16 protein-coding genes and 3 pseudogenes are annotated in these 15734 nt (G+C 50.5%); 11 read left to right on the top strand and 8 right to left on the bottom strand.

What is annotated here, in order from left to right; genetic code table 11:
* The 7 genes and pseudogenes from BUB38_RS14185 to BUB38_RS14155 form a co-directional block, all read left to right on the top strand.
* Window positions 1-286: pseudogene (locus BUB38_RS14185) on the top strand (hypothetical protein); the annotation flags it as partial.
* 264 nt (window positions 287-550) lie between these two features.
* On the top strand, window positions 551-832 hold the full coding sequence (locus BUB38_RS14180; protein ID WP_073161389.1) for a UPF0175 family protein: 282 nt from the start codon (window positions 551-553) through the stop codon (window positions 830-832).
* 140 nt (window positions 833-972) lie between these two features.
* Window positions 973-1200: a PIN domain-containing protein gene (locus BUB38_RS16130; RefSeq protein ID WP_139258468.1), complete on the top strand. Its 228-nt coding sequence runs from the start codon at window positions 973-975 to the stop codon at window positions 1198-1200.
* A 55-nt stretch (window positions 1201-1255) separates the two neighbouring features.
* Window positions 1256-1462: pseudogene (locus BUB38_RS14170) on the top strand (succinate dehydrogenase/fumarate reductase iron-sulfur subunit); the annotation flags it as partial.
* 147 nt (window positions 1463-1609) lie between these two features.
* Window positions 1610-2401, top strand: a complete 792-nt coding sequence (locus BUB38_RS14165) for an amino acid ABC transporter substrate-binding protein (protein ID WP_073161388.1) — start codon at window positions 1610-1612, stop codon at window positions 2399-2401.
* Window positions 2402-2557: 156 nt separating this feature from the next.
* On the top strand, window positions 2558-3217 hold the full coding sequence (locus BUB38_RS14160) for an amino acid ABC transporter permease (protein WP_073161387.1): 660 nt from the start codon (window positions 2558-2560) through the stop codon (window positions 3215-3217).
* A gap of 59 nt (window positions 3218-3276) precedes the next feature.
* Window positions 3277-4047, top strand: coding sequence for an amino acid ABC transporter ATP-binding protein (locus tag BUB38_RS14155; RefSeq protein ID WP_073161396.1), 771 nt, complete (start codon window positions 3277-3279; stop codon window positions 4045-4047).
* Window positions 4048-4158: 111 nt separating this feature from the next.
* Here BUB38_RS14155 and BUB38_RS14150 read toward each other — a convergent pair whose 3' ends face one another.
* The 8 genes from BUB38_RS14150 to BUB38_RS14110 form a co-directional block, all read right to left on the bottom strand.
* Window positions 4159-4989 (bottom strand): hypothetical protein, encoded by an 831-nt coding sequence (locus tag BUB38_RS14150; protein WP_073161386.1) that lies wholly within the window; start codon window positions 4987-4989, stop codon window positions 4159-4161.
* Window positions 4990-5034: 45 nt separating this feature from the next.
* Complete coding sequence (locus BUB38_RS14145; protein WP_073161385.1) at window positions 5035-5397, bottom strand: four helix bundle protein; 363 nt, start codon at window positions 5395-5397, stop codon at window positions 5035-5037.
* 28 nt (window positions 5398-5425) lie between these two features.
* The gene (floA, locus tag BUB38_RS14140; protein ID WP_073161384.1) at window positions 5426-6400 is read right to left on the bottom strand and encodes a flotillin-like protein FloA; all 975 of its coding nucleotides are present in this window, start codon (window positions 6398-6400) and stop codon (window positions 5426-5428) included.
* A 116-nt stretch (window positions 6401-6516) separates the two neighbouring features.
* Window positions 6517-8184 (bottom strand): NfeD family protein, encoded by a 1668-nt coding sequence (locus BUB38_RS14135; RefSeq protein WP_254794969.1) that lies wholly within the window; start codon window positions 8182-8184, stop codon window positions 6517-6519.
* A 127-nt stretch (window positions 8185-8311) separates the two neighbouring features.
* Window positions 8312-9355 (bottom strand): SufB/SufD family protein, encoded by a 1044-nt coding sequence (locus BUB38_RS14125; RefSeq protein WP_073161394.1) that lies wholly within the window; start codon window positions 9353-9355, stop codon window positions 8312-8314.
* 20 nt (window positions 9356-9375) lie between these two features.
* Window positions 9376-10122 carry a Fe-S cluster assembly ATPase SufC gene (gene sufC, locus BUB38_RS14120; RefSeq protein ID WP_073161382.1) on the bottom strand — a complete coding sequence of 249 codons (747 nt, stop codon included), beginning with the start codon at window positions 10120-10122 and terminating at the stop codon, window positions 9376-9378.
* 54 nt (window positions 10123-10176) lie between these two features.
* Window positions 10177-12078: a DNA primase gene (gene dnaG, locus BUB38_RS14115; protein ID WP_073161381.1), complete on the bottom strand. Its 1902-nt coding sequence runs from the start codon at window positions 12076-12078 to the stop codon at window positions 10177-10179.
* Between the two features lie 9 nt (window positions 12079-12087).
* Complete coding sequence (locus tag BUB38_RS14110; RefSeq protein ID WP_073161380.1) at window positions 12088-13212, bottom strand: DegT/DnrJ/EryC1/StrS family aminotransferase; 1125 nt, start codon at window positions 13210-13212, stop codon at window positions 12088-12090.
* A 60-nt stretch (window positions 13213-13272) separates the two neighbouring features.
* Here BUB38_RS14110 and rpsT point away from each other — a divergent pair, with 60 nt between their 5' ends.
* From rpsT to BUB38_RS14090, 4 genes and pseudogenes are all read left to right on the top strand, one after another.
* Window positions 13273-13575 (top strand): 30S ribosomal protein S20, encoded by a 303-nt coding sequence (gene rpsT / locus BUB38_RS14105; protein WP_349292358.1) that lies wholly within the window; start codon window positions 13273-13275, stop codon window positions 13573-13575.
* Between the two features lie 257 nt (window positions 13576-13832).
* A pseudogene (locus BUB38_RS17065) lies at window positions 13833-14396 on the top strand (ATP/GTP-binding protein); the annotation flags it as partial.
* Between the two features lie 407 nt (window positions 14397-14803).
* The gene (locus tag BUB38_RS14095; RefSeq protein ID WP_073161377.1) at window positions 14804-15223 is read left to right on the top strand and encodes a roadblock/LC7 domain-containing protein; all 420 of its coding nucleotides are present in this window, start codon (window positions 14804-14806) and stop codon (window positions 15221-15223) included.
* Window positions 15224-15252: 29 nt separating this feature from the next.
* Window positions 15253-15714, top strand: a complete 462-nt coding sequence (locus BUB38_RS14090) for a hypothetical protein (protein WP_073161376.1) — start codon at window positions 15253-15255, stop codon at window positions 15712-15714.
* Window positions 15715-15734 lie beyond the last annotated feature (20 nt).

Genomic DNA, 15734 nt, shown 5'->3' with positions numbered 1-15734 from the left:
GTTCGAAACTGTCAAGATCAGCGACATTTCTCCCGACATGTCCTTCCTGGAAATGCTGGACATTGTCAACGAAGAACAGATGAAGCAGGGCAAGGTCGAAGCCAAGAAGCGCGTGCTCGCTATGGTGGCACAGATGGACAAGGAAGGCTTTGGTAACTGCACCAACCTTTACGAATGCCAGGCTGCTTGCCCGAAGGGTATCACCGTGGATTACATCGCCAAGATGAACCGCGAATACCTCATGGCAACCGCTACCTACGCTGAAAAGGTTTATGGTAAGGACTAATTCCTAGCATGTCATCCTGAGCGAAGGCGCTTGCGCCGGAGACGAAGGATCTAGAACTCCGTTCGGGTAAACTCCGGGCGGGGTTCTTTTTTTTTGTGAATTTTGTATTGTCAATATTTATCCTAGATAATTCGATTCAGTAACATTCGCCAAACGCTTCACCTCGGAAAAACTCCTCAGTGAACAGCATCTAACAGTGTCACGTAAATCGGCTAGGTTGCTTTATTCTTGATAAAATTATATATTAAGAGTGGAGGCTTTACAATGGAAATGACAACAGTCCAACTTCAGGTCCCGGTGGATATGGAGCCGTATATTGCGACGAAGCCAGAAGGCGAACTTGTGCAGTTGGCCTTGTTGTTGCATCCGTTTGTAAAGAACGAGACCATATCGCATGGTCGCGCTGCCGAAATTCTCGGTATCACAAAGTGGCAGCTAATCGAGCTTTATGCCAATGAGGGCTTTGCCTACTTTGATATGGATTGGGACGAGGTCGAAGAGGATGTCGCTACCTATGAACGTCTCAAGGCGTATTTGAAGAATTAACTGCCAATCCTGACTTTTCTGAAGAAGCGGAAGAGATTAGGAAATGTGAATTCATTGAAATACAAGATGTCAATCCTCAAGAAGTCTCCCTTTTTAGGAGGGCTACGGGGCTTGACCTTGGTGAGAGTGAGGCTCTCGTTTTGACAGATCGGTTAAATGCGGACTTACTTCTTGTTGATGAAATCAGGGCAAGGCATGTTGCCAAAACAATCGGTCTCAACATAATGGGTACAATCGGCATTTTTAGAGCCGCTTATAAGGATGGCTACATTTCTGCAGATGAAGTTCGCGAAGCTGTAGAAATATTGCGTTCTAGCGGTCGTCACATTGGCGAACGACTTTTCAAGAAGTTGCTTGAATCCTTGTAATTTTCCCATACATTCGACCTTCCTGGAAATGCTGGACATTGTCAACGAAGAACAGATGAAGCAGGGCAAGGTCGAAGCCAAGAAGCGCGTGCTCGCTATGGTGGCTCAGATGGACAAGGAAGGCGTTGGTAACTGCACCAACCTTTACGAATGCCAGGCTGCTTGCCCGAAGGGTATCACCGTGGATTACATCGCCAAGATGAACCGCGAATACCTCATGGCAACCGCTACCTACGCTGAAAAGGTGTACGGTAAGGATTAAGAGGTATGAGGTCGGTCGCTTCGCTCCCTTTGAGGTGTGGGGCTTCAGGCCTTTGAGCAAGTCAAGAACCCGTTCGGGTAAACTCCGGGCGGGGTTCTTTTTTGTTTTTAACTACATTTACCATTGTAAATTTTAAGGAGTTACACAATGAAGATTTTCTCTAAGATCGCTATGGTTGCCTGCTGTACCGCTTTTTTGTTCGGCTGCAACGAACAGAAGAATGATAACGCAGCACAGGCTGACGAATCCCTGAACAAGGTGAAGGCTGCAGGCACTTTCGTGCTGGGCCTCGATGACTCTTTCCCGCCCATGGGCTTCCGCGACAAGGACAACAACATTGTGGGCTTTGACATTGACTTGGCTGCTGAAGTTTGCGCCCGTCTCGGTGTGACTCTCAAGACTCAGCCCATTTCCTGGGACGCCAAGGAACAGGAACTGAACACCGGCAAGATCGATTGCATCTGGAACGGCATGAGTGTTGACTCTGCCCGCGCTGCCGCCATGAACCTGAGCGACGCTTACCTCAAGAACCGCATGATTTTCTCCGTGAAGGACAAGGCTCTTGCTAATCTCGCTGCTCTCGCCGGTAAGAAGATTGCCGTGCAGAACGGTTCCACTGCCCAGAAGTTGCTCGAAGCTTCTGACGCTGGCAAGGCCGCCAAGGAAATCGTTCCCTTCGATGATAACCAGACCGCTATGATGGACCTGGACAAGGGCGGTGTAGACGCTGTATTCCTGGATGAAATCGTTGCCAAGTACTGGATCGCTTCCAACGCCAAGGATTTCGTAGTTCTTGAAGAAGGCCTCAGCGATGAAGTCTATGCTATCGGCTTCCGCAAGAAGGACCAGGCTCTCCGCGACGCCGTGAACGAAACCATCAAGGCTATGCAGGCTGACGGCAAGTTCGCTGAAATCCAGACCAAGTGGTTCGGTAAGTAGGATCGAGGTCGCTTCGCTTTGAGGTGTGAGGGCGTGCCTTCGGCACTTTGAGCGAAGCATGGCGCCTTTGGCGCTTTTAATATAATGCGCGGAGCGCCAAATAAAAACCTCATACCTCTAGCAGCGTAGCTGCGAACCTCAAACCTCATTGCTGATATGTCTGATTTATTTACTCTTCTGCCAGTTTTGTGGGGCGGTTTCGTTACCACTCTAGAAATCTTTGGACTTACGTTATTGTTCTCCATTCCGCTGGGACTCTTGGTCGCAGTGCTGAAGATGAACAAGTACCGCGTTGTCCGCTATCCGGTGTCCTTCTACATTTCCGTGATGCGCGGGACACCGCTCTTGCTGCAGATTGTAGCTATCTATTTCGGGTCCTATTACCTCAGCGAATTCTCTGGCCTAGGAATTTCCTTTGACCGCTTCCCGGCGGTGGTGGCTGCATTCTCCATCAACTATGCGGCCTATTTTGCCGAAATTTTCCGCGGTGGCATTCAGGCTATTCCCAAGGGCCAGTACGAAGCTGCCCAGATGCTGGGCCTGACCCGCGGCCAGACTTTCTTCCGCATTATCTTCCCCCAGGTTGTAAAGCAGGTTGTTCCCGCCAGCGCCAACGAAGTCATTACCCTGGTGAAGGATACGTCCCTGGCTCAGGTCATTGCCGTGGCGGAACTTTTCTCTCTGGCTAAAAAGCAGCAGGCTGCCTACGCCAGCATTTATCCGCTGTTTGTGGCTGGCGTGTTCTACTATATCGCAAACCTTTTGCTCAGTTGCCTTTTCGCCTACGTAGAAAAGAAGCTGAACTATTATAAGTGATACGTTTCGGTGTCATTCTGAACGAAGTGAAGAATCTAGGATAAAGGTTAAAGATGAGTATGAACGCTGTTTTGAAAGTAGAACACCTAAAGAAGTCTTTTGGTGATAATCATGTGCTGAAAGATATTTCCTTCGACCTGAAGGAAGGCGAAGTTCTTTCTATCATTGGCCCCTCTGGTAGCGGCAAGTCTACGCTTCTCCGCTGCATTACCCAGCTGGAAACCATGAATGCCGGTACGGTTTGCGTGAATGGCAAGGACATGGTTGTGGGTGTGGACAAGAAGGGCGTTGCCAAGTACGCTCCTGCCAGTGTCCTTCGCGAAATTCGTTTGTCTACAGGTCTGGTTTTCCAGAACTTCAATCTATTCCCGCACTTGACGGTGCTTCAGAATTTGACCATCGCGCCTATCCGCGTTCTGGGAATGGATCGTGAAAAAGCTCGCAAGCGTGGCCGCGAACTGCTTAAGCAGATGGGACTTGAAACCAAGGAAAAGGCCTATCCCTGTGAACTTTCCGGCGGCCAGCAGCAGCGCGTTTCCATTGCCCGCGCCTTGGCCATGCAGCCCAAGATTCTGTTCTTTGATGAACCTACCAGCGCCCTGGACCCGGAACTGACCGGCGAAGTGCTGAAGATTATCAAGGGCCTTGCCGACCAGAAGATGACCATGGTTATCGTGACCCACGAAATGGCCTTTGCCCGTGATGTTGCGAATAAAGTAATCTTTATGGACCAGGGTGTGATTGTGGAACAGGGAACACCTGACTTTGTCTTCAACCAGTCCGGTAACGAACGCCTTGCTAGCTTCCTGAGCCGATTTGCGCAAGGGTAGTGAACACTCGGGGAAATTTAAGAACTGCTTATCGCATAGTTCTAAAATCGAAAATGAAAAAGCGTCGGGGGATAAACCTCGACGCTTTTGCTTTTAAGAGTTGTCTGACAACTAACGTGCCCGGGCGCTCCAGCGTTTTTTGAAGCGGGGCTCGTCGAGAACCTTTGCCCAGATGAAGCCGCGGCGGATTTCGAACTTGTCAAGATTGCGTGTGTGGACGTGGTTGTCTGTACTGGCTAGACAAGGTTCCCCGATAGCTTCATTCATGTCAGGAGACGTTCCCTGACCAGCCTGCTCACGTAGTTGCCGGGCTCGCTCTTCAAGTTCTGCCAATTCCTTTTGGTGCTTCAGCTCGGCTTCACGACGTTCTTGGAGGGATGCTTCCTGGGCGGCTGCAGCCTGCTGTTCTTCCGCTTCGCGCTGTAATCGCTTGAAGTGGTTGTCTAGCTCAACCTTGTCGTGGACAAGAAGGTCGCAATCTCCATCGCCCATGTCGCGGCCGACGATGCGCTTTGCCTGAAGTTCCGCAAGAACCTGCTGGGCAATCCGCTCAGAGAAACCGAAAGCTTCCTGCAGTAAATCAACGCTGACGTATTCCCACTGGACGACAGACTCGGCGATTTCGCTGAAGGTGTATTCTCCGGGCTTCGCCGGCGTGACGACTGGCAGGCCCACGTCTTCCTCATCATCCTCTACTTCGGGAGATGGCGGAACGTAGGTGCCCTGGGATGCATCTCGTTGAGCTTCCTCAAATTGGCGAATAAGATCTTGCAGGGAACGTGGCTTTGTATGGCTAGTCTGTTCTTCCTGCTGTTCATTATCGAATTCGTCATCAGGAGGAATTTCCCGATGTTGATCCTGTTGTTTCTTTTTACCTGCAGCAACCTTCTTGATGACAATATCAAGAACGTAGATGCCGATAAGAATGAGTAAACCTTCCATATGAGTTATTAGGTTATAGGTTAAAGGATAAAGGTTAAAGGATTGCTAATTTGAATTTCTTGATTTCGCAGACTTTAAGCCAGAAAGCATTTTGGCAATTTCTTCCGTTTTGCATTCAATGGATGTGAGTTGCTCTTTGGAAATGTAATTCAAAAGAGCAGCGATTTCCAATTGGCTTTGTGCTTCCATCAGAGATCCAAAACTTATTTCCAAAAAATGGATCGAATCTTTGGTAGACGTTCTGCCAGAGCCTTCTGCAATGTTTGATGTTACAGAAACTGCGGCTCGTTGAATTTGGTTTGTCAAAGCGAATTTCTCTGCAGTTGGAAATGTTGACGTAAGATTATATACGTCTATAACCCATTGCAAAGATTTTTGATAAACCTTAAGTTTCCTGTAGGCGAACATCTTTAACCTTTATCCTTTCTACTTTACGCTACTTGGCAGCTTCGCTGCCAGTCCCGATTTCCTTACGCATCTGGGTGTCGGCTTCGATGTTCTTCATGTTGTAATAGTCCATGACGCCAAGCTTTCCGTCGCGGAGGGCGGTTGCCATGGCCATAGGAATCTGGGCTTCAGCTTCAACTAGCTTAGCCTTCATTTCCATGACCTTGGCCTTCATTTCCTGTTCGGCGGCGAATGCCATGGCGCGGCGTTCTTCCGCCTTAGCCTGAGCGATCTTCTTGTCAGCTTCTGCACGGTCGGTTTCGAGGATTGCACCGATGTTCTGACCAACGTCAACGTCGGCAATATCGATGGAGAGAATTTCGAATGCGGTACCAGCGTCCAGGCCGGATGCCAACACCTTCTTGGAAATCATGTTGGGGTTTTCAAGAACTTCCTTGTGGCTCTGTGCGGAACCGATGGAGGAAACGATGCCTTCGCCAACACGGGCGATAACGGTTTCTTCACCGGCACCACCAACCAGCTTCTGGATGCTTGCACGGACGGTAATACGGGTAACAGCGTGAAGCTGGATACCATCCAGAGCCACAGCGGAAACCTTGGGCGTTGTAATAACCTTGGGATTCACGGACATCTGGACGGCTTCAAGAACGTTACGACCGGCAAGGTCGATAGCCGCAGCTTCCTTGAAGTCCAGTTTGATGTTTGCCTTGTTGGCGGCAATGAGAGCCTGGATCACGCGGAGCACGTTTCCGCGAGAAAGGAAGTGGGCTTCCAGCAAGTTGGTGTCTACAGGGAGGCCTGCCTTGCAGCTAAGAATGCGGGCTTCCACGATCACCTGGGGTGGCACTTTACGGAGGCGCATACCGATGAGCTGGAAGATGCTGACGTTTGCCCTGGAGAACAAGGCCTGAAGCCAGAGGCTAAAGAACTTGCCGATAAAGGCGAGAAGAATGATGACGACGATGGCGGCAATGACAATGCCTACGGTTACGAGTGTATCCATGATATTTCTCCGTAAAGAAGAGGTTGTTTTCAATTATAAATTATGAATTATGAATTATGAGAAAAAGTAAGGCGGCGCAGCCGCGATTATAGATTTTGTAATTCGTACTTAGTACATCATAATTCGTCGTTTACGACGACCCAAATGTGACCTTCCTGCACAGCGTCTACCTTGATGTTCTGACCGGCCTCAATGATTTCACCTTTTGTATGAACATCATAAAGTTTGACGCTCCCGTCAGGCAATGTAAAGGAGGCTTGTCCAACGGGACGTAAGAATGTCTTTGCAACTCCGATATCGCCAACGTGAATTTCGCTGACCGCTTCCGTGGGGGAGGAGGCTGTTTCCAAATCAGTTTTCAACATAGGAGTCCAGCCTTCAGGTAGTAATGGAATAATGTATTTGCTTGCCGCAATGGGGAATATGAGTGCGATTGCCGCACAGCAAAGCATGTAGAATAATCCGAATAGCCAGGGAAGGGCATCAAAGGTTTCTTCAGTAGCTTCGGGAACGTATTCGGGAATATTGGCAGGATCATAGCTAAAGGCAAGGGCTAGAATCATGCAGATAATGCCACCTACGCCAAAGAGGAACGTTCCTGGCATTACAAAAATTTCAACTAGGAAAAGGGCTACGCCTGCAATCAGGAGAATGGCGGGGAACATTCCGTCTAGCTGAGGTGCGAACTGTCCTAGGAACACCACGGCAATCAATGCGATACCGACAATTCCAAAAACTCCAAAACCAGGAGTCTTGAACTCAATGTACAGGGCGCCGAATCCAAGAATTAATAGCAATCCGCTAATGGCGGCAATGGCGCTGGCGATGTCTTCTCCCAGGGTCGTTTCTACTTCACTACGACTTTCGATGAAAAGAGTCTTTTCGAATTCATTGCGGCTCTTGAAGGTTCCCTGAGAAAAACCCAGTTCTAGAGCTTCCTTGTCCGTCATGGTCAGAAGTTCTCCTTCCTTTACAAGAATCTTGGGTGCACCCCAGAATTCGATGTCCTTCTGACTTAGAACTTCATACTTTGCGGCTTCAATAATCATGGACGTATCTCGTTCGGTCTTCTTACCGGCATCCAATGTCGTGCTGAGTTCAAGAATAGCTAGTTCCGGTGTTACAAAGGCAGAACTGAGTAGCTCGGGGTAACCATTTTTCTGGGCCAGGTTGCGGAACTTGGCGCGGAGAGGGGACTGAATCTTTTCTCCCACAATCTGCGGGGTGCCGTCTCCGTTCTGTACGATGGGCGCGCAGTCGCCGATGGTGGTGGCTTCCATCATATAAAGCTTGCTGCAGGCAAGAGCGATAAGGCTGCCCGCACTGATGGCTTTCTTCTTTACAAAGGCGATGGTTTGTGGACCTTGAATCGCCATGATGGTGTCTACCAGGTCGAATGCGGCGTCAAGTCGGCCACCAAAGGTGTTGATTTCAAAAATGATGTAGTCCGGATTTTCCTTTAAGGCGTCGCCAATGGCGCGGGCACAGAAGTCGTACATGGCGGGCTCCACGTCGCCTTCCAGCTTGATCCAGACGGCGTGCTTTTTTGCTGTGGCTTCGCCTAAGGAATCCGTCTTGTTGAGACGTTCCAGGATGGCGGAATCGGATGGCTCGCCTTTTGCCAACTTGGAAATCTCGGTTACTGCGGCCTCGGTTGCAGCGATTTTCTTTTCAATATTTTCTGAAACCTTGTTGTGCAAAGTGTCGGCTATACTTTGAACGTTGGCGAAAGCAAATGCCGAGAAAATAGCTAAAGAGACCAGGATTTTAGATAAAAGTTTCATACTCCTAATGTATAAAGTTTTATTGACAAAAAAATGTCATTTGAGAGGTATTTTAATGGAAAAGCTATTTTTATTGACAAAAAAATCCCCGTTTCCGGGGATTTTCGTTAACAAAACTTTGATTTAACTACAGGTATGCCAGAACTTGCAGCAGACGCTTCTTGGCGGGGCCGTCGTTCAGGGGCAGGAACAGCTCCTTGGCGAAGGACTTCATGAGCATCTTCTTGGCGGTTTCGGCGGGGATGCCGCGGCTGGTCAAGTAGAACATCTGGTCGGCGTCAAGTTCGCCGCAGGTATTACCGTGGGTACATTCCACATCGTCGTGGTAAATCTTCAGCACGGGCTTTACGGAAACGCTGGATTCGTCACCTAGGAGAATGGAATTCACCAGCTGGCTGGAGTTCACCTGGCTGCATCCGTTACCCACAATGACGCTGCCGTCGTAGCTGACGTAGGACTTTTCGTCAAGCAGGTTGCGGGCGAACTGGGAACTGACGGTGTTGGGTGCGTTATGACGGATGGTCAGGCGCTGATGTTTGCTGGCGGAGCCCTTCAACACGCTGAGAGAACGGTAGTCGAAGTTGGCGCCTTCGCCGTTCAAGTCTACGTCAATGCTGATGCGGCCAATGCCTGCGTCCTGCAGGATGTTGGAAAAGTGAACTGTAGAATTTGCGGACTGCTTAATCGCGAAATGGCGGAACTGCAGCGGCAGTTCGTTTGCGGGGTTGGCAAAGAAGATTTCCAGCTCAGCGCCTTCTTCCACGTTAATGTCGAAGCGCTCGGCGGCAATTTCGTGTTCCACCTTGTTGTCCAGAATTTCCAGGGAGACCTTGGCGTTCTTCCCGATGTTGAAAATGCTGTGACCGAAGTCGTCACGGCTCTTGATGAGGCCCATTTCGGTTTCGCCTGCGGCAAAATCCTTCTTCATGGCGGGTGCGGACTTTGCGATGGGCAGGAGGGCTGCGATGTCGGTTTCGGCGGCAATGCCGAAGTCGGCGCATTCCACAGCGGCGCTGTTCGCGACGATCCCACCAGCAGTGCAATCGGCACCAGCATCCACTACAGATGGAATCTTATGGACCGGGAAGAAACTCCACAGCTCGTTGTTGCGCTTGGGCATGCCAAGGGCGTTGATGCGAGCCTGGGCGGCCTGTGCTAATTCAGAATTCATATAGCTCATTTGGCCCTCGATTACTTTTCTTCAATCCAGTCGTAGCCCTGTTCTTCCAGCTTCAAAGCCAGTTCAGGACCGCCGCTTAGGATAATCTTGCCATGGCGCAGCACATGAACGTAGGTGGGCTTGATGTAATCCAGCAGGCGCTGGTAATGGGTCACCAGAATCACTGCCTTTTCGGGGCTCATGATGTGGTTGATGCCGTTTGCCACAATGCGCAGGGCATCAATGTCCAGACCGGAGTCGGTTTCATCCAGGAAGGAAACCTTGGGGTCGAGAATTGCCATTTGGAGAATTTCGTTACGCTTCTTTTCGCCGCCGGAGTAACCTTCGTTGACGCCGCGGTCGCGGTAGCGGTTGTCCATCTCCAGAAGTTCCATCTTCTCTTCGCAGAGTTTTTTGAATTCGTCGGCGCTCATTTCCGGGAGGCCCAGGAAGTTGCGCTTGGAGTTCAATGCCATCTGCAGGAATTCCACGTTATTTACGCCGGGGATTTCGGTGGGGTACTGGGTGCTGATGAACAAGCCGGAATTGGCGCGTTCGCAAATTTCCATGTCCAAGAGGTTCTTGCCGTCAAGTTCTACGACGCCGTCGTTGACGGTGTAAGCCGGATGGCCTGCGATGACCTTTGAAAGGGTGCTCTTGCCACTTCCGTTGGGGCCCATGATGGCGTGGACTTCACCGGGCTTTACTTCCAGGTTGATGCCCTTCAAAATCTGGGTGCCGTCTTCGATGCTTGCCTTAAGATTCTTGATGCTTAACATTTTTTCCTCTTTATTTATAAAGTCTGCGTTCCTTGTTTGCGAACCCCAAAATAATCAATACCCATTGTCGGGGATGGCCGCTTGGAACTTCATCAACATGCTTCGACTTTTGACCACCTGGTCGGCGAAGGCGTTGATGTCGATTTTTTCGGTGCTGTAGAGCTGGTTGATTTTTTGCATTCCCTGGGTGAACTTGGACATCTGCATTCTGATTTCAACGGCGTCGTTGGAGTTCAGGGGAATCATGCGTTTTTGCCTGTCGCAAAGTTTTGTAGAAAGCACAGTCAGGGTCTGGTAGAATTCCTTGATTTCCTGGGGGGACTTCCACTGCTCTTCGGGGAGGCCTTCCAGGAACAGTCGCAGTTCCGGAGAGAAGTTCTCGTACAAAAGTTGGGGAGAGTGGTAACCCGATTCCAGGTAGATGGCCACGGTGGAACTGATGAAATCTTCTACGACGCGGGATTCAAAAAGTTGGATGCCGCTGGTGGCCCAGTCCATGTCGAAGTATTCTGCGGCTCGGTCCATCAAGGTGGGGTTGCGCAGAATCAGGTTGGCGAAGCGTACTTCCATGGGCGGGATCATGGCCCAGTCGATGCTTGCTTCCTGCTCCAACTGAGGGATGACTTCGTCCTGGGAGTTGGAACTTGCCACGGGGCGAGGTGCCTTGTAGGCGGGCTTGATGCTCTTGACGTGTGCCAGGGAACGGTCTGTATTGTAACGTTCCGAAATAAGTTTGAGATATTGATTCTGCAGTTCGCGATCGTCTATACTTTTAACCAAGCTCTTGACGTAGCTGACGAATTCCGCCCTTTCTTCGGGGGTGCGGGGGTTGCGTTCCATGGCCAGATAGTTGAGCCAGTCTTCGGCTTGGGTGAGTGCCTGCCTGAAGGCGTCGGGACCCTGTTCGTTTACGAAGTTGTCGGGGTCGATCTTGGTGCCGTCGGGCCGGGACAGTGCAAAAACGCGGGGGGCGATTCCCTTGGGCAACACAATTTCCAAACTGCGGAGGGTTGCCTTTTTGCCTGCGGCGTCACCGTCAAAAACCAGGTAGGCGGTCTTGGCGTAGCGAGAAAGGATGTTGGCGTGATTTTCGGTGAGGGCGGTTCCCGATGCGGCCACCACGTTGGTGACGCCGCCCTGATAGAGACTCATCAGGTCGAAATAGCCTTCCACGATGATGACGGATTTTTCCTTGGCGATGCTTACGCGGCTGTGGTTGAATCCGAAGAGGATGTCGCTTTTGTGGTAGGTGGCTGATTCCGGGCTGTTCATGTACTTGGCCGGGGAATTGCCAGAGAGGTCGCGTCCTCCGAATGCCACTACGATTCCGGACTGGTTCTGGATGGCGATCATCAGACGGTCGCGGAACTTGTCAGACACTCCGCCGTTTTCGCGTTCCACGGCGAGACCTGCCTTGACGCAGTCCAGGGGAGAAAATCCGTTCTTGGCTGCATATCCGATAAAACCTTCGCGGCCATCGGGAGCGTAGCCGATGTGGAACAGTTTGCGTGTCTCTTCGGTGATGTGTCGGTTGGCCAGGTATTCCAGGGCCTTCTGGCTCATGGACAGCTGACTTTCAAACCATTGGCAAGCCAGCTCGTTTAGCTTGCGGACCATGGCCCGCTCTTCGGAAACCTCGGCGTTCTCGTTTTTTTCCTGTTGAGGTAATGCGTAACCTGCAAAATTTGCTACCCATTCCACGGCCGCAATAAAGTCTATTTTTTCATGTTCTTGAACGAACTTGAATACATTGCCACCAGCGTTGCAAGCAAAACATTTGTATATGCCTAGCGTTGGGTTTACGTTCATTGATGGAGATCGGTCGTCATGGAAAGGGCATCGCCCCATGTAGTTTCCGTTACCAGATCGTTTTAGCGGAATGAAATTTTCAATCACCTGCGCAATGTCAACGCGGCTTCTGAGGTCATTGAGTATTTCTGGCGAATAAAACGGCACGCCGCAAATTTAGAAATTTTTAATGCGGCCGATGATTTCGTCAACGTCGGTAAAGGCGCAGACAGGAAGGCTGATGGCTTGTGTTGATGCCAGGTGTGCGTTGGGCGTGTAGACTGGGCCGTTGCCGGTTTTATCTGCGAGGATTTCCCGGAAGCATTTTTGCTCGGAAAGGGGGGCGGGATAGTGGATGCAATAGGGAACTTCTATACCCTTCAGGATTTCGATGAATTTTTCACGATTTTGGGCCAGCAGGGTATACTGTGCTACGGAACTTTCGTTTCCTGGGGATAAAGTTTGAGGGATGGGATCGCCTAATTTATGGGAAATGTTTGAATCGTGGAATAGTTCGTCGTATTTGCAGGCGTTATTCCGTCGAATTTCAAGTTCATCCTTCAAGTGTCGCAACTTGACGCGGAGAATCGCTGCCTGTAACGCGTCCAGTCGGCTGTTCAAGCCTAAAATTTCATGATGATAATGTCCCTTGCTGCCGTGGTTGGCCAGCATTCGCATTTTTTCGGCCAGTTGGCTGTCTCGAGTGAACATGGCCCCGCCGTCTCCGTAACAGCCAAGAGGCTTGGTGGGGTAGAAACTTGTAATGGAAATGTCGCCCAAGGTGCAAGCCGTCTGGTTCCCGCACTTGGCTCCGTAAGCCTGGGCTGCGTCTTCCAGCAGCCAGAGTCCGTGCTTGTCGGAAATTCTGCGCAGTTCTTCGAAGGGGGCGCACTGCCCGAATAAATCCACTCCGATAATGCCGACGGTCCTATCTGTTATAAGGCTTCTAACGCTTTCGGGGTCGATCTGCAACGTCTGGTTGTTGATGTCGGCGAATCGCGGGGTTCCGCCCAACAGTGCGACGCATTCCGCCGGAGCGATAAACGTAAAGTCCGGAACGATGACCTCGTCCCCTGGTTTGAGCCCCAATGCCATAAGCGCAATGGTGATGGCGTCGGTGCCGCTTCCGCAGGAAATGGCCTGCAAATCGGGGAGCCCGATGTAATCGACCAGCTCTTTTTCTAGATTGTCTACCTGAGGGCCGCCGATAAAGCAGCCGCTATCCAGCACTTCTTTCTCGGCCTCGAGGAACTCGTTTTTGTAGAAATCACGCTGTTTTTGCAGGTTTACGAAGGGAATCATGGCCCTAAAAGTAGAAATTTTTGAACACCCCTTGAAAAGTTTCAAACATTTACTAACTTTGTGCCAACATTTTTAAGTAGGTTTTCACCCGGAGATAATAAGGTGCCTCAACACAAATCTTGCAAAAAGCGTTTGCTTCAGGCCGAAAAGGCCAATGCCATGAACCGTTCTACCCGTTCCGCCATCCGTACCGCTCTCAAGGCTGTGCGTTCTGCTTCCACCAAGGAAGAAGCCCTCAAGGTTATGCCGGAACTGTTTAGCATGCTGGACAAGGCTGCTGCAAAGCATCGCGCTGGCTTCTGCGCAAACCGCGCTGCCAACTACAAGGCTAAGGCCGCTAAGGTCATCAACAGCCTCGCTTAATTTTTAGTTAAGTGCTTAAGGTTTAGCCGATACAGGAAACTGTATCGGCCTTTCCTGTTTTTACCTATTTTCTATTAATTGTCTTTCCCATGTATGCGGAACTTGTCCCGCGCTCCCCTTTTTACGTAAAATTTTCTTTTTTTTGCCGAAATACTTGCTTTTGGACGTTTCAATTCATCCTTTGATTGTTAAAAACATTTCTTTTTTTGTTAAATTATCAACGATTAATTGAAAATCTGAGTATTCAGGGATTTGTAATGTCGTCAATAAATTTTGCTACACGTGAGATTAGTTGTAAAGTTGTTTACTACGGTCCGGGCTTGAGCGGAAAGACCACCAATTTGCAGGTGATCCACCAGAAGATGCCGCAAGACAAGCGTACGGACATGGTCTCCTTGGCTACCGAAGGTGATCGAACCTTGTTCTTCGACTTCCTTCCGCTGAACCTGGGTGACATTAAGGGTTTCAAGACCCGCTTCCAGCTTTATACCGTGCCCGGTCAGGTGTACTACAATAGTACCCGTAAGCTGGTGCTTCGCGGTGTGGATGGTATCGTGTTCGTGGCTGACTCCCAGCGTTCCCGTCAGGCCGAAAACCTGGAAAGCTTGCAGAACCTTAGACAGAACCTGCAGGACTACGGCATGGACCTGGACGATATGCCTTTCGTGCTTCAGTACAACAAGCGCGACATGGAAAACGTCTTTACTCTTGAAGAACTGAATGCTGAACTGAATCAGCGCAACGTGCCTTTCTTCCCGGCAACTGCCCATAACGGTAAGGGCGTGGTTACTACCCTGAAGACCATCGCTATGCTGGTGATTGAAAAGTTCAACGTCAAGCAGGGCTTCCTCCGCCAGGCTGCCGCCAATGCAAACAACGCTGGCGTTCACGATGTGTCCCTGACCAAGGATGGTGTTTCCGTTAAGGAAGCAACCGCCCAGCCGGCACAGGCCGCCGCCCCTGCATCTCCGTTCCGCATGCCCTCTTTCGCAGCCAAGCCGCCAGCAGCTGGTGGTGCTGCCGCTCCTGCATCTGCCGGTGGTGGTCTATTCCAGAAGGGAGCCACATCTTCCCCCTTCGGTCGCCCCCGCGCTGCAGCCCCGGTTCCCCGTATGCCCACCTTTGGTCGTGATGTAGCAAAGCCCAACAACGAGGCTGACGACGAAATCGAACTGCGTCCTTACGTTCCCAAGAAGAAGGACTAATCTGATTTTTAAGGAATCTACTCATGAGTGATTTTACCATTTATTCTGATGATGCTGACAAAGTCCGCCGTTTGATGTCTGCCTATCAGGCTAGCATTAAGGCCGAATACATTGTGCTCTGCCACCGCGATGGTTCCATTATTGCAGAAGTGGGTTCCATTGGTGTCGATGCCACTCCGCTGGCAGTGCTGAGCACCGCTTCCTTTGACTCCGCCAAGCAGGTGGGTCTCATGTTGGGTGGCGAAAATTTCAACTCTGTCTCTTATGTTGGCGACAATCGTTCCATCTACATTTCCCCTGTAGACCAGGCCTTGCTCCTTGTGCAGATCTTCCCGGGCAACCATCTGCCCAACCGCATCGAGGACTTCAACCGCCTGTTGGTCGAAAAGCTGGTGGATGCCGTTCCTGCATTTACCCAGAATACCAGCCGACTGGTCCGCTAGTTTGGTCTAGTTAGTTTGTCGGGTATTCCGTGGCAAAGGCTACCGCATTACGTAATTTGAGAAAGACGACAATCATTGTGGTTGCCGTCTTTTTCGGCTTCTTGGTGCATCGTATTGTGGCCTTCTGCCTGGATGATGTTTCTATTAGCTCCTCCGCCGACGCAGAACTTTCCCTTGCTCAGAGTGTGGTTTGCAGCCATATCGTGAACGGTTCCCCTTTCGGTGTAGATAGCGTTTTTGAAGAAGGCACTCGCCTTTACTATTACTCCACCTTGTCCACGTCTGTAAAGTTGGAATCCGATACCTTGTTGCATATTTGGTACAACGGGGCGGATACGGTCCAGAAGTCAAATTGCATTGTTTCTATGGGCGTTTGCCATACGACCATTGTCCCAAAACTTCTGAAACCGGGTGAGTGGAGTGTTGACCTGGCGGCAGGTCGAAAGCTTCTGTCGACTCAGCAGTTCCTTGTGGAACCCGTCCGTAGGTAGCCTTTATGTCCCGCCCATTG

It is taken from the genome of Fibrobacter sp. UWH5, assembly GCF_900142505.1.
Lineage (GTDB): Bacteria > Fibrobacterota > Fibrobacteria > Fibrobacterales > Fibrobacteraceae > Fibrobacter.
This window is presented reverse-complemented; position numbering and strand designations above follow the sequence as displayed.

Bases quoted from the DNA above. Each gene is read 5' to 3' on its own strand.
- BUB38_RS14180 (WP_073161389.1), top strand. From the start codon at position 551: ATGGAAATGACAACAGTCCAACTTCAGGTCCCGGTGGATATGGAGCCG.
- BUB38_RS14165 (WP_073161388.1), top strand. From the start codon at position 1,610: ATGAAGATTTTCTCTAAGATCGCTATGGTTGCCTGCTGTACCGCTTTT.
- BUB38_RS14160 (WP_073161387.1), top strand. From the start codon at position 2,558: ATGTCTGATTTATTTACTCTTCTGCCAGTTTTGTGGGGCGGTTTCGTT.
- BUB38_RS14155 (WP_073161396.1), top strand. From the start codon at position 3,277: ATGAACGCTGTTTTGAAAGTAGAACACCTAAAGAAGTCTTTTGGTGAT.
- BUB38_RS14150 (WP_073161386.1), bottom strand. From the start codon at position 4,989: ATGGAAGGTTTACTCATTCTTATCGGCATCTACGTTCTTGATATTGTC.
- BUB38_RS14145 (WP_073161385.1), bottom strand. From the start codon at position 5,397: ATGTTCGCCTACAGGAAACTTAAGGTTTATCAAAAATCTTTGCAATGG.
- floA (WP_073161384.1), bottom strand. From the start codon at position 6,400: ATGGATACACTCGTAACCGTAGGCATTGTCATTGCCGCCATCGTCGTC.
- BUB38_RS14135 (WP_254794969.1), bottom strand. From the start codon at position 8,184: ATGAAACTTTTATCTAAAATCCTGGTCTCTTTAGCTATTTTCTCGGCA.
- BUB38_RS14125 (WP_073161394.1), bottom strand. From the start codon at position 9,355: ATGAATTCTGAATTAGCACAGGCCGCCCAGGCTCGCATCAACGCCCTT.
- sufC (WP_073161382.1), bottom strand. From the start codon at position 10,122: ATGTTAAGCATCAAGAATCTTAAGGCAAGCATCGAAGACGGCACCCAG.
- BUB38_RS14110 (WP_073161380.1), bottom strand. From the start codon at position 13,212: ATGATTCCCTTCGTAAACCTGCAAAAACAGCGTGATTTCTACAAAAAC.
- BUB38_RS14095 (WP_073161377.1), top strand. From the start codon at position 14,804: ATGAGTGATTTTACCATTTATTCTGATGATGCTGACAAAGTCCGCCGT.